Source organism: Mucilaginibacter sp. (genome assembly GCF_028288205.1).
Classification (GTDB): domain Bacteria; phylum Bacteroidota; class Bacteroidia; order Sphingobacteriales; family Sphingobacteriaceae; genus Mucilaginibacter.
In genome coordinates, this window is record NZ_JAQBOD010000036.1 from 13,917 (window position 1) to 26,382 (window position 12,466).

Genomic DNA, 12,466 nt, shown 5'->3' on the forward strand with positions numbered 1-12,466 from the left:
TTCCTTACCTTTCGCCTTTTACCTCACTCAATACTTCTGATACACATTATACAACACATTCAAATCCAGCGGACTTAATTGCACGGTACTGTCATCCTGTACAAAGTGGCGTTTAAAAGCTATTATGGCCGCGTTGAGATCAGAAGTATCATAACCTATTAATCGCAATGCGGTTTTATAATCAAAATTGTCTGGCGCGGGTACTACTATCATATCGCTCCGGTAGCCAAAACCATGGTCTGCCAGTAATTTCCATGGGAACATCGGTCCGGGATCTGGTTTGCGCCTGGGTGCAAAATCCTGGTGCCCAATAAAATTAGCTGTAGGTATATTATAAGTCTTTTTTAGCTGCGTCAGCAATGCCAGCAGGCTTTTTATTTGCATGTCGGTAAAAGGTTCGAAGCCATTATTGTCTATCTCTATACCTAACGAACAACTGTTCATATCTGTAACGCTGCCCCATTTGCCTACGCCGGCATGGTTAGAGCGCAAGTAATCATTCACCATATGGAAAACCTTGCCGTCTTTACCTACCACATAATGGGCACTTACTTGAGTGCTTGCCATGATAAAGGTTTTAATTGTTTGTTGTACAGAGTCTTGCGCGGTATAATGAATGATCACATAGTTAGCTTTACGCATGCCAAAATTAACAGTGCCTACCCATTCTGAAGGCACTGCAATTATGCCCGTGCTGTCAAATAACATAACGGGCTGCTGTAGTCTTGCAATATTTAACAGCGAATCTGTTTTAGTAGTATAAATACTATCTGTAGTAAAATGGGGCCCTTTAACGATGGGCGATTTTACAGAACCTTGTTTAGGTTTGGGATTAGTGACTTTTGGCGAACACGACGCGACCAAAATCGCGGCAAACAAAAGCAATAAAAAAAGGTGTTGAGGTTTCCTGTAAGTAAGCATGTAGCTAAATTAAGTTATTAAGCTATAAACTAACTAAATAAAGTGCATATTGTTTATGTTATTACCAAAGCATAACCCTATTGGTTAATATACGCCCTTATTATAGGTCATCCCCGGCAAAAGTATCACCCTGATTTATATCGCCGGTATCATAACCTTTTTTAAACCAATACATACGCTGCGCGCTGGTGCCGTGTGTAAAGCTATCGGGTGTAACGCGCCCCTGGTATTGCTGCTGCAGGCGGTCATCGCCAATCTGGTGGGCGGCGGTAAGTGCCGAATCGATATCCGAGCGTTCAATTACAATATTATTATGATGATTAAGCGCTTCATAATGCGCCCACACGCCGGCATAAAAATCGGCTTGCAGCTCAAGTTTAACCGATAGCTTGTTGTAAGCCATTTTACTTAAATTATTCCTGGCCTCATCCATTTTGGCCGATACACCCAACAGGTTTTGTATATGATGGCCAACCTCGTGTGCTATTACATAGGCCCAGGCGGATTCGCCGGGCGCGCCGAAACGGTTTTGCAATTCATCAAAAAAGGAAAGATCAAGGTAAACCCGTTGGTCGGCCGGGCAATAGAATGGCCCGGTTGCTGATGTGGTGTAGCCGCAGCCTTCGGCATCAACGGCACCGGTATAGAAATGCAATATCGGATGCTTATACGTTTTCTCCATGGTTCGGAACAGGCTATCCCAAACAACGGTAGTCCCTTGAAATATTACCCGTGCAAACTGCTTGTTGCGACTCTCCTGCCCGCCGCCCGGTACCGTATTTATTTGCTGTGAGCTATCGGCAGTGTTATTCAAGCTGAGCATTTGTCCAGGGTTTATGCCGGTGAATAAATAGATAATAAGACCTATTACACCCAATATGCCGCCGCCAAATAATAACCCGCGGCCACCGCTGCTGCTGCTTCCTTCTTCAACATCATTGCTTTCGCTGCCGCCAAACCATCGCATAATTTATTGTTTTAAGTGTAGCTGTTTAACAGTATGGTGTTTGCTATTGTTTGAGTGATAAGGGTATATAAGATTTTTCGCTACGCTCAAGAGAGTAGTTCTTCACTCGCTGCCAATGACAAAAACGAATTTTGTTTCACGCGAGTGTGAAACAAATAAAACAAGTGAAATAATATTTTGACTTAAAGTATTGTTTATGAGATAATTGCTAAAAAGTGGTGAAACAAAATGTAACAACTTATTCGTCAATATTTGTGGGCGTGATATTAAGCTTGGTTATTGATAATCAAATAATTACAAATTGCCAATTTAGGAGTGGTGAAACAAAGTATTTGAAACAAGATGAAACAAAATCACTGGCAATATAATGCCGCCATTATATCAGTTGCCCGAAGTTTATAATATGCGAAGGCTTGCGCTAAGAATGATTGTCAAACAGGTAATTTAGTGTCTTTTTCAATGCGGTTATTTGCAAACGCAAATATGGGTTACTCAGAATGACAATTTTATTTTCCCAACACATATGGTCTTTACACTATAAATTATCTATTTTCATAGCCATATAAAAAACCCTGACAGGAAATGAAAAAATTATTTACGCTTAGCCTATTGGTTTTTGCCACAGCTTATACACAAGCTCAGCAAAAAACTTTGATGGGTTTTACGCCCGCCTCATCAGCCAAACAGCTGCAAACCGAACAGCAGTTTGATCAATCACTTAACGCCACACGCATTGGCGAAACATTAAAAGATCTGTCTATGTATCCGCATCACATAGGCTCGCCCGGCGGCAAGGTGGTTGCCGAAAAGATATTAGCCAAACTAAAGAGCTATGGTTTTGATGCGCACTTACAGCCATATAAAGTGTTGTTCCCTACACCCAAAACCCGTGTGTTAGAAATGACCGGCCCCACCAAATACACGGCTGTGTTAAAAGAAGCCGCGTTGACCGAAGATCTCACCTCATCACAAGCAGGACAGCTACCTACTTATAACGCCTGGAGTGCCGATGGTGATGTAACCGGCCAGCTGGTATTTGTAAACTATGGTTTGCCTGATGATTATGAAACATTAGCAGCTATGGGCATAGATGTAAAAGGAAAGATAGTTATTGCCAAATACGGCAAATCATGGCGCGGCATTAAGCCTAAAGTAGCTTATGAGCATGGCGCTATTGGTTGTATAATTTATTCTGACCCGAAGGATGATGGTTATTATGCAGGCGATGTATATCCTAAAGGAGCCTATAAAAATGAAACCGGTGTACAGCGTGGTTCAGTAATGGATATGGTGATCTATCCCGGCGACCCGTTAACTCCCGGCATTGGTGCTACCGAAAATGCTAAACGCTTGGATCGTAAAGACGCTACCACCATATTAAAGATACCTGTATTACCTATTAGCTACCAGGATGCCAAACCATTGCTTGCTGCTTTGGAAGGGCCGGTAGCCCCCGACGATTGGCGCGGTGCATTGCCTATAACTTATCATATTGGTCCGGGTGCCACTACAGTACATTTAAAGCTGGAATTTAACTGGGACATGGTTACGGCTTATGATGTTATCGGCACAATAAAAGGCTCAACCTATCCTGATGAGTGGGTGTTGCGCGGCAATCATCATGATGGCTGGGTAAATGGTGCCGATGATCCGCTAAGCGGACAATCGTCATTATTGGACGAGGCAAAGGCTTTGGGCGATATGCTTAAAACCGGCTGGAAACCAAAACGTACCATCGTATATTGCGCCTGGGATGGTGAAGAACCGGGACTATTAGGCTCTACCGAATATGTGGAGGACCATGATAAAGAGCTGCAGCAAAAAGCAGTAGTATACATTAACTCGGATGATATATCACGTGGATTTTATCATGCCGGTGGATCGCATGCGTTAGAAAAATTTATCGGCGAGGTATCAGAAGGTATTACAGACCCCGAAACTAATGTTACCGTGGCCGAACGTAAAAAAGCGCATGAAGTGGTAAATGCAGCAACATCTAAAGCTAAAAAGGAAATACTGGACCGTAAAACCGATCCAATATCAGCATTAGGCTCGGGGTCAGATTTTTCATCTTTTTTACAGCATTTGGGTGTGCCTACCCTGGATATAGGTTATGGCGGCGAAGGCGGTGGTGGCGATTATCACTCTATATATGATTCATTTGCCGATTACCAGCGTTTTAAGGACCCCGGTTTTGTTTATGGTGTAGCCTTATCAAAAACCATAGGGCATACCGTATTACGTATGGCAAATGCCGATGTATTGCCATTTGACTTCCGCAGCCTTTCAACCACCTTAAATGGCTATGGTAAAGAGGTAATAGAACTGGCAAACACCATGCGTGAGGCTACGGCCATGCAAAACCAACTGGTAAAAAGTAACGCTTTTAATTTGGCCGCTGATCCGACCAAACACATTGCAACACCAGTGGCAAAAGGCGAAGTACCGGCAATTGATTTTTCGGCATTAACAGCTTCTTTGGATGCATTAAAAGCAAGTGCCAATAAACTGGCGGTGGTTATGAATACCGCGTCGGCAACAACTGTTGATCATAAAGCTTTAAATGAAACTATTTATAGGGCCGAGCAACAATTATTATCACCGGAAGGTTTACCGCGACGCCCATGGTATAAGCATAGCATATATGCGCCGGGCTTTTATACCGGTTATGGTGTTAAAACCATGCCAGGTATACGTGAAGCTATAGAACAACGTAACTGGCCGGAGGCTCAGCAACAAATAGTGGCAGTGTCTGCAACTATTAATGCTTTAGCTGCCTATTTGGATAAAGCGGCAATGTAATTGTCTGAACCATGATACAGGATCTAAGGATTTTATGATTGCCTGTCTGATTAAATCAGGGCGATCATGAAATCCTAAGAATCATGGTTCAGATAATTCTTTATAAACTCCCTGCATCCATCCTCAATCAGCTTATAAACAGGTTCAAACTGTGCGTCATCATGATAAGGATCCGGTACTATTTTATTATCCGTCAACAGCAGCCTTACTTTTTTAACATCCTCGTCATTACGGGCCATTGCTAAAACATTGCTGAGGTTGTTTTTATCCATCACCAGGATATGATCGAACGTATCAAAATCACTTACCCTAAAAAGCCGGCAAACTTGCTTGCTGATATCAATGCCATGTTCGCGGGCAGTGCATACTGAGCGCCTGTCCGGGCCCTGGCCAATGTGCCAGTCGCCGGTGCCCGCCGAATCAATTTCCCAATTTAAACCCTGCTCATCAGCCAGGTGCTGCATGATCCCTTCCGCCAACGGCGAACGGCAAATATTGCCCAGGCAAACCATTAGTATTTTCATTTTTTTGAGGTAAAAGCAAAAAGCCGAAAGACCAAAAGCTTTTTGCTTTTAGCCCTCAGCATTAATCTCCTTAACTGAATATCTCATTCAAAACACCCGCTAACCTGATACCGCCTTTTAGCAGTTGCTGGTTAAGGATGTCTAAATGGGTAAAATTGTATTTGTAATTTAATGTATCACCGGGTTTAATTTCGGTATATATTTGCTCTGCCAATTGGCTCGATTCAAATATCCATTTGTTCAATGGGGCGCTTTGCCAATCTTTAATTTGTGCCGGAGTAGCATGATTAATTGCTTTTGCGTATTCACTGTAGCTTAGTTCCTGGAAATTCACCAGTTCGCTATCCCAAATAGAATGCAGGTTGGTAGGCTTATTAAACCAATTCACTTTAAAATCATTACCCCCTTTATCGCTCGCATGCGCGGTATGCATTGGCTGGTGCACATCTTCGGTAATATGTATTAGCATGTGCAGATATAATAGCTTGTTTTCTTTTGATGTTTCCTTCTTTTTTAATTCAGCTATCAAAAATTTCAGCTTGGTGTAAGCATCCACATTATTATCATGCTCCAAAAACTCGGTCATTTCGGGGTAGCTCATCGGTCTTTCAAAATCGACAAAATGCCAGTTATATAAGTAGCTGTAAGTAGGGTCTGATTTAATAAAATCGGCCCAGTTGCTGGCCATAGCTACAGATTCATTACCTAAAATGGCGCGCACGGCGGCAAGGGCCTTCGGCGATAAATGATCTTCGGCTATCTGGCCCGAAATGCGGTGCCCGTTGGTGCCCCAGGCCATAGTTATTACCGGCGAGCAAAGTATTATTGTCCCTAAAGCTAAATTTTTTAAAAAAGTATTTTTCATGTTATAGTGGTTTTGGGTTACAGGCTATCTTTTTAATTAAACGCAAGTTAACAGGTATTACGTTAGATGTGCTTGAAAGCTGAATAAGTGAATCAGTTTTTTTGCTGACTTTAAAAAACTCTTCATACGGCCCCGATCGGAAACAGCCTGCCTGTTTTTTCAAAGTATAATCGGCATTGCAAAAATTGCCCTTTATATGCAGCGTATCATTGCTTTGCTTATAAGTTCCGCGGATGTACTCTGTCCAGTGGCCGGCATTCATACAACTATCTGCCCCGGAGTTTACCTTGCTGAAAGAACTGATCTGCATAAACACCGAATCGCAGCTAAATTTTAAATTATAAAGCGAATAACTCAGTAACTGTTTTTGCATCGGTATGCTGTCCTGCTTCCATTCGGCTTGCAGGTAACCCTCGCCCTTGCCTTGCCGACTGGGGTTGAGGGAGCAAGCGGATATGAATAGGCAAAAAGGTAAAAGGATAAAGGTAAAAGGTTTTTGCATGTTTATTTATAAAACACGTCATTGCGAGGAACGAAGCAATCTCTGCACTTGCTAATCAATGTGTATATTGACTTTCAGCCGTAGAGATTGCTTCGTTCCTCGCAATGACGCTTTAATTTATTTTAGTGAACCAATCATATCCTCTGGCCTAACCCATGCATCAAACTGCTCATTGGTTAAGTAACCCAAACCTATGGCAGCCTCGCGTAATGACGAGCCTTCTTTCAATGCTGTTTTAGCAATTTTAGCAGCAGCCTCATAACCAATATGCGGATTAAGCGCTGTAACTAGCATTAATGAATTTTCTAAATGCTTTTTAATACCGGCATAATTTGGTTCGATACCAACGGCGCAATGGTCATTGAATGATACACAGGCATCGCCAATTAAACGCGCCGACTGTAAAAAGTTGGCTGCCATTACCGGTTTAAATACATTCAGCTCATAGTGGCCGTTCGAGCCGCCTATGGATATGGTAACATCATTACCCATAACCTGCGCGGCCACCATGGTAACTGCCTCGTTTTGGGTTGGGTTAACCTTGCCTGGCATAATGGATGATCCCGGCTCATTATCGGGTATATGTATTTCGCCGATACCAGACCGCGGACCAGAGGCCAGCATGCGGATATCGTTAGCAATTTTCATTAACGATACAGCGATCTGTTTCAGTGCGCCATGCGTTTCTACAATAGCATCATGCGCGGCTAATGCCTCGAATTTGTTTTCGGCGGTGATGAAGGGCAGGCCGGTAAATTGGGCAATGTATTGGGCGACTTTAACATCATAACCTTTTGGGGTGTTGATGCCGGTACCAACTGCAGTACCGCCAAGCGCCAGCTCTGATAGGTGATCTAATGTATTGCGTAATGCTTTTAAGCCATGATTTAATTGCGATACATAGCCCGAAAACTCCTGGCCCAAAGTAAGCGGCGTAGCATCCATCAGGTGGGTGCGGCCAATTTTTACCACGCTCTTAAAAGCTTCTACTTTCCCTTGTAGGGTATCGCGTAGTTTTTCAATGCCAGGTATGGTTACATCGATCACCATTTTATAGGCGGCAATGTGCATGGCGGTTGGGTAAGTATCGTTTGATGATTGCGATTTATTCACATCATCATTTGGGTGGATAAAGGTTTTGCCCTCGCCCAGTTTATTGCCTGCTGCAACGTGTGCGCGGTTGGCTATAACCTCATTAACGTTCATGTTTGATTGCGTACCCGAACCGGTTTGCCATATCACTAAGGGGAACTCACCTGCTAATTTACCGGCCAAAATCTCATCGCAAACGGCGGCAATTTGGTCGCGTTTGTCGGCGGGTAGTACGCCTAAATCGGTGTTGGTATAGGCGGCAGCTTTTTTAAGATAAGCAAAAGCGGCTATGATCTCTTTTGGCATAGATGCCTCCGGACCAATTTTAAAGTTATTGCGCGACCTTTCGGTTTGCGCGCCCCAGTATTTATCGGCAGGTACTTGTACCTCGCCCATGGTATCATGTTCGGTTCTGAAACTCATTGTAGTGTAGTATACTAATCAGCCGCAAAGGTAGCTGTAAAATGGGTGCCAAGTAAAATAATATTCAAAAAGTTACGGGTGCCAGATTTCTCACTATCGTTCGAAATGACATTAAATATTTCTAGAGGTTAAAGGCGTTCCACCTTTAACTTCTCTGCCAGCTCATTTAAATCTTTTACAACCGCATCAACCAGCGGGATACCATTTTTTCGCCTGTCAATCTCAGCCTCACGCTCCGGTTCGCCGGGGATAATTACTTTTTGATCCGGATCAATTGCTGATGCTGATTTAAAGCGCGCTACCCAATTATCCAAATGATCTTTAAACTCGTTAACCGGGCGGAAACCATCAACCCGCATAGCGCCTAAAAAGTGCCCTATGCCCGTACCTACCGGGTCGGTAGGTGGTTCAAGGAAAGATACAAATGGCGGTACCCACGGCCCATAATTAGCACCCGACAACACCCCAGACAAGATATCAACTGTAGCGCTTAAACCAAATCCTTTATGGCTGCCATGTTCGCGGTCGCTGCCTAATGGCAATAGCGAGCCCCCGCTTTTTAAAGCATGCGGGTCGGTTGTGTAATTCCCTTCTTTGTCTTGTATCCAGCCTTCGGGCACTTGTTTGCCTGAGCGTTGGGCTATTTCTAATTTACCATTAGCTGCTGCCGATGTAGCCATATCAATTATCACCGGCGGATATTTTCCTGCCGGAAAAGCATAGCACATGGGGTTAGTACCCAACATCCGCTCGTTAGAAAATGTAGGTGCCACCAACGGACTTGCATTGGTCATAGCAAAGCCTATCATATCTTTTTCAACCGCCATTAATGCATGATAACCGGCAATGCCAAAATGGTTTGAGTTGCGGATAGACACCCAGCCCGAACCATATAACGCTGCCTTTTTAAGCGCAACTTCCATTGCAAAAGGGGCTACCACTAAACCTAAACCGGCATCACCATCAATAGTGGCCGTGGTTGGGGTTTCATGTACTATTTGTATGTTGGGTGTAGGGTTAATGCGATTTTTCTCCCACAAGCGGATATAGCCCGTCAATCGGGCAACACCATGCGAATCAATTCCTCTAAGATCTGCTAATAGTAAAACATCTGCAGCTAATATGGCGTGTTCCTGGCTGCAGCCCATTGCCAGGAAAATATTTTGAGTAAAGCTGCGTAGTGTAGATTCGGTGACGAGCATGTGCAAATATATTGCTTTATTTGTCATTGCGAGGAGGAACGACGAAGCAATCGCTAACTGTTATCCGCGCACTGCATTCTTGCGATTGCCACGCTACGCTCGCAATGACATAGACGTTTACGCCTCCGTCAACACAGCAAATTCAAAAGCTAACGGGTCAAAATTGCGGATGAGTTCGTCAATAAAGCATTGTCCCCATTTAACATACAGTAAGCCGAAATTTTCATTGCGTTCCTGCAAACTATTGCCGGGAAACAATTCTGTTTTAATTTGTTCTATCTGCTCCAGACGGGCATGGTAGTTTTCTCTTTCTGCTTTTACCAGCTTCTTTTCCAGTTTATCTATAGCCTTTTTCAGACGAGCCTGAACCGCTTCGGTAGATGGGGCAAGTGTTGGATCGATCTTAGCGGCGCGTTGCTTAATGCTATCGAAAATAGCGGTTAGTTCACCCCATTCTTGTTGTAGTGATAAATTATGCCTGCTATGTTTTTTAATCCAGTAATTCTTTAAAATATCAGTTGGCTTAAATAGGTCGGCAGCAGCCAGCTCCATGCGCTTTATTTTTACTGCGGATTCTTTACGAACCACCAAACCCGAATTACGCAATATCAATACCGGGAAATCAACTTTATAATGGTCGAAGTTTGATTTTAGCTCCATCCAGTAAACCACCTCTGCGCCACCGCCTATGTAGGCAATGTTGGGTAAAATGCATTCCTGGTATAGCGGGCGCATCACCACGTTGGGGCTAAACCTTTCAGGATGATCGGCTATTTCTTCTTTTAATTCAGCTTCTGTAAAACTTAGTTTTGTATTTAAAACCTTGTAAGCGTTGTCTTCAAACACCAGGCGTTCGCGCAGGCTTTCTTTTAGGTAAAAGAAATTGATCTCGCGTGGGTTCACCTGTATATGTACGCCCAGTTTGACCAACTCTTCATTAATAGCCGTAATGTTTTTAAAACTGTTCTGCTCAATAATATCCCGCTGAACTATAGGCGCGAACTGTTGTTTTAAACGTTGATTATCGGCATCAATGATAACCAGCCCATGCCGGCCAAATAAGGCGTTTACCATGTAACGGGTAGCATCGGCCAGTCTGTCAAACCGGGTATAGGCCGTTTCAACAATTGCGGCCAGCTCGGGGCCATAATGCTCCATGCCTAATACGCCTTTATATTGATTAAGGGCTTGCCGCATTGTTTCGGGGTGTATGCGCCCGGTTGCCCCGGTTGCCTCATGCCACCAATGTACTTTTTTACCGCCGATGGTGGTATAGTTGATCTCGGCAAAATCATGATCTTCTGATGCCATCCAATAAACCGGCACAAAATTTTTATCAGGAAATTGATCTTTTAGTTGCTGCGCAAGTTTAATGGCAGTAACTATTTTATAGATAAAATATAGTGGACCGGCAAATATATTAAGCTGGTGCCCTGTTGTGATCGTATAAGTATTGGATAACCTTAGGCGCTCGATATTTTGTTGAACCTGTTGCGGAATTACAAACTCAGGATCCCAAATGCGGGCGTATTTATCAATTAGCTGGTACTGGTCAGTTAAGGTATCGGCCAACAATTCCCTATCGGCAACCACCTTTTTATTTTCTAAAAATTCAGCGAAACCTTCAAGGGTTGGGCGATAGCTATAAAATGATCTTAATTCCGGTTTATCTTCCAGGTAATCAATAACCGTTGGGGAAAAGAACCCCGTTTCTTTATAGCTTATACAGGCAACGTCCATTAGGTCAAATGTAAAACCAATAACCTGAATACACAATGGGTTTGTTTTATTTTACAATATGTCCATAAAGATCGAAATCCTCCGCGGTATCTATCTTCACATTAACAAAGCTGCCAACAGTAGCATAATCAATAGCGGCATCAATTAACACCTCGTTATCCACCTCCGGCGAATCATATTCTGTGCGGCCCACAAAGAAGTTGCCGTCTTTTTTATCGATGAGTACTTTATAGGTATTGCCGATCTTTTCCTGATTCTTCTCGAAAGAAATTTCCTGTTGAATTTCCATTATCGCATCAGCACGTTGTTGCTTTACCTCTTCGGGCACATCATCAACTAAAGAGTGCGCATGTGTTTTTTCTTCGTGCGAGTAAGTGAAGCAGCCCAAACGGTCAAATTTGGTTTCTTCCACCCATTGCTGCATTTCTTCAAAATCCCGCTCAGTTTCGCCGGGATAACCGGTTATCAGCGTGGTACGCATGGCAATGCCCGGTACTTTATCCCGGATCTCATTAACAATATCAATAGTTTTTTGCTTGGTGATACCGCGGCGCATAGATTTCAGCATATTATCGCTGATGTGCTGCAATGGCATATCCATATACTTACAGATATTATCGCGCTCGTTCATCACATCCAATATCTCCATCGGGAAACCTGAAGGATAAGCGTATTGCAGCCTAATCCACTCAATACCATTCACGTCAGATATGCGGCGAAGCAATTCGTCCAGGTTACGTTTGCCGTATAGGTCCAACCCATAATAGGTTAAATCCTGTGCTATTAATATTAGTTCTTTGGTTCCGTTCTTAGCTAACTTTTCGGCTGCTTTAACCAAATCCTCCATTGGCGTAGTTAAGTGTTTACCACGCATCAGCGGGATAGCACAAAACGAGCAGGGACGGTTACAGCCCTCGGCGATTTTAAAATAGGCAAAATGCTTGGGGGTGGTTAACAAGCGCTCACCAATTAACTCGTGTTTGTAATTGGCACCTATCGAGCTTAATAAATTTTGCAGATCGTTAGTGCCAAAGTAAGCGTCAACATTAGTAATCTCTGCTTCCAGTTCGGGCTTATAACGCTCGGACAGGCAGCCGGTAACAATTACTTTCCCTACTTTGCCCTGTTCTTTTAATTCGCTGTATTGTAAAATGGTATCGATAGATTCCTGCTTGGCGTTATCAATAAAGCCGCAGGTATTAATAACAATAATATCATCCTTACCCACTTTGTCCGACTCATGGACAACATCAAACAGGTTGCCTTTAAGCTGTCCCATCAGGATTTCAGAATCGTATGTATTCTTCGAACAACCAAGCGTAACTACGTTTACACGTGGTTTTTTGGTTAGTATCGGCTTGGCTATTTCTTTCGTTCTCATTTATCTTTCTTATCCACTTGTCATTTCGATACGAGGAACGAGTGAGA

Annotated in this window: 10 protein-coding genes; 1 reads left to right on the forward strand and 9 read right to left on the reverse strand. The window is 43.3% G+C overall.

Going from position 1 to position 12,466, the window contains the following annotated elements:
* Positions 1-27: 27 nt before the first annotated feature.
* Together JWR23_RS07545 and JWR23_RS07550 are read right to left on the reverse strand one after the other, a co-directional pair.
* Positions 28-921 carry an N-acetylmuramoyl-L-alanine amidase gene (locus JWR23_RS07545; RefSeq protein ID WP_299514974.1) on the reverse strand — a complete coding sequence of 298 codons (894 nt, stop codon included), beginning with the start codon at positions 919-921 and terminating at the stop codon, positions 28-30.
* A 100-nt stretch (positions 922-1,021) separates the two neighbouring features.
* Positions 1,022-1,888: a neutral zinc metallopeptidase gene (locus JWR23_RS07550; RefSeq protein WP_299514977.1), complete on the reverse strand. Its 867-nt coding sequence runs from the start codon at positions 1,886-1,888 to the stop codon at positions 1,022-1,024.
* A gap of 582 nt (positions 1,889-2,470) precedes the next feature.
* Here JWR23_RS07550 and JWR23_RS07555 point away from each other — a divergent pair.
* A complete protein-coding gene (locus JWR23_RS07555; protein ID WP_299514979.1) occupies positions 2,471-4,690 on the forward strand; it encodes a transferrin receptor-like dimerization domain-containing protein in 2,220 nt (739 codons plus the stop codon).
* Positions 4,691-4,764: 74 nt separating this feature from the next.
* Here JWR23_RS07555 and JWR23_RS07560 read toward each other — a convergent pair whose 3' ends face one another.
* The 7 genes from JWR23_RS07560 to rimO all read right to left on the reverse strand — a co-directional run bounded on the left by JWR23_RS07560 (position 4,765) and on the right by rimO (position 12,419).
* Positions 4,765-5,214 (reverse strand): low molecular weight protein-tyrosine-phosphatase, encoded by a 450-nt coding sequence (locus JWR23_RS07560; protein ID WP_299514981.1) that lies wholly within the window; start codon positions 5,212-5,214, stop codon positions 4,765-4,767.
* Positions 5,215-5,284: 70 nt separating this feature from the next.
* Positions 5,285-6,079, reverse strand: coding sequence for a S1/P1 nuclease (locus JWR23_RS07565; RefSeq protein WP_299514983.1), 795 nt, complete (start codon positions 6,077-6,079; stop codon positions 5,285-5,287).
* 1 nt (position 6,080) lies between these two features.
* The gene (locus tag JWR23_RS07570; RefSeq protein WP_299514986.1) at positions 6,081-6,581 is read right to left on the reverse strand and encodes a fumarate hydratase; all 501 of its coding nucleotides are present in this window, start codon (positions 6,579-6,581) and stop codon (positions 6,081-6,083) included.
* Positions 6,582-6,698: 117 nt separating this feature from the next.
* The gene (fumC, locus tag JWR23_RS07575; protein WP_299514987.1) at positions 6,699-8,096 is read right to left on the reverse strand and encodes a class II fumarate hydratase; all 1,398 of its coding nucleotides are present in this window, start codon (positions 8,094-8,096) and stop codon (positions 6,699-6,701) included.
* Between the two features lie 128 nt (positions 8,097-8,224).
* Positions 8,225-9,298, reverse strand: coding sequence for an Ldh family oxidoreductase (locus JWR23_RS07580; protein ID WP_299514989.1), 1,074 nt, complete (start codon positions 9,296-9,298; stop codon positions 8,225-8,227).
* 117 nt (positions 9,299-9,415) lie between these two features.
* Positions 9,416-11,038 (reverse strand): bacillithiol biosynthesis cysteine-adding enzyme BshC, encoded by a 1,623-nt coding sequence (gene bshC, locus JWR23_RS07585; RefSeq protein WP_299514992.1) that lies wholly within the window; start codon positions 11,036-11,038, stop codon positions 9,416-9,418.
* A 46-nt stretch (positions 11,039-11,084) separates the two neighbouring features.
* Positions 11,085-12,419 carry a 30S ribosomal protein S12 methylthiotransferase RimO gene (gene rimO, locus JWR23_RS07590; RefSeq protein WP_299514994.1) on the reverse strand — a complete coding sequence of 445 codons (1,335 nt, stop codon included), beginning with the start codon at positions 12,417-12,419 and terminating at the stop codon, positions 11,085-11,087.
* Positions 12,420-12,466 lie beyond the last annotated feature (47 nt).

Excerpts from the sequence above, each read along its gene's own strand:
- JWR23_RS07565 (WP_299514983.1), bottom strand. The coding sequence starts at position 6,079 with ATGAAAAATACTTTTTTAAAAAATTTAGCTTTAGGGACAATAATACTT.
- JWR23_RS07570 (WP_299514986.1), bottom strand. The coding sequence starts at position 6,581 with ATGCAAAAACCTTTTACCTTTATCCTTTTACCTTTTTGCCTATTCATA.
- fumC (WP_299514987.1), bottom strand. The coding sequence starts at position 8,096 with ATGAGTTTCAGAACCGAACATGATACCATGGGCGAGGTACAAGTACCT.
- rimO (WP_299514994.1), bottom strand. The coding sequence starts at position 12,419 with ATGAGAACGAAAGAAATAGCCAAGCCGATACTAACCAAAAAACCACGT.
- JWR23_RS07545 (WP_299514974.1), bottom strand. The coding sequence starts at position 921 with ATGCTTACTTACAGGAAACCTCAACACCTTTTTTTATTGCTTTTGTTT.
- JWR23_RS07550 (WP_299514977.1), bottom strand. The coding sequence starts at position 1,888 with ATGCGATGGTTTGGCGGCAGCGAAAGCAATGATGTTGAAGAAGGAAGC.
- JWR23_RS07580 (WP_299514989.1), bottom strand. The coding sequence starts at position 9,298 with ATGCTCGTCACCGAATCTACACTACGCAGCTTTACTCAAAATATTTTC.
- JWR23_RS07560 (WP_299514981.1), bottom strand. The coding sequence starts at position 5,214 with ATGAAAATACTAATGGTTTGCCTGGGCAATATTTGCCGTTCGCCGTTG.
- bshC (WP_299514992.1), bottom strand. The coding sequence starts at position 11,038 with ATGGACGTTGCCTGTATAAGCTATAAAGAAACGGGGTTCTTTTCCCCA.
- JWR23_RS07555 (WP_299514979.1), top strand. The coding sequence starts at position 2,471 with ATGAAAAAATTATTTACGCTTAGCCTATTGGTTTTTGCCACAGCTTAT.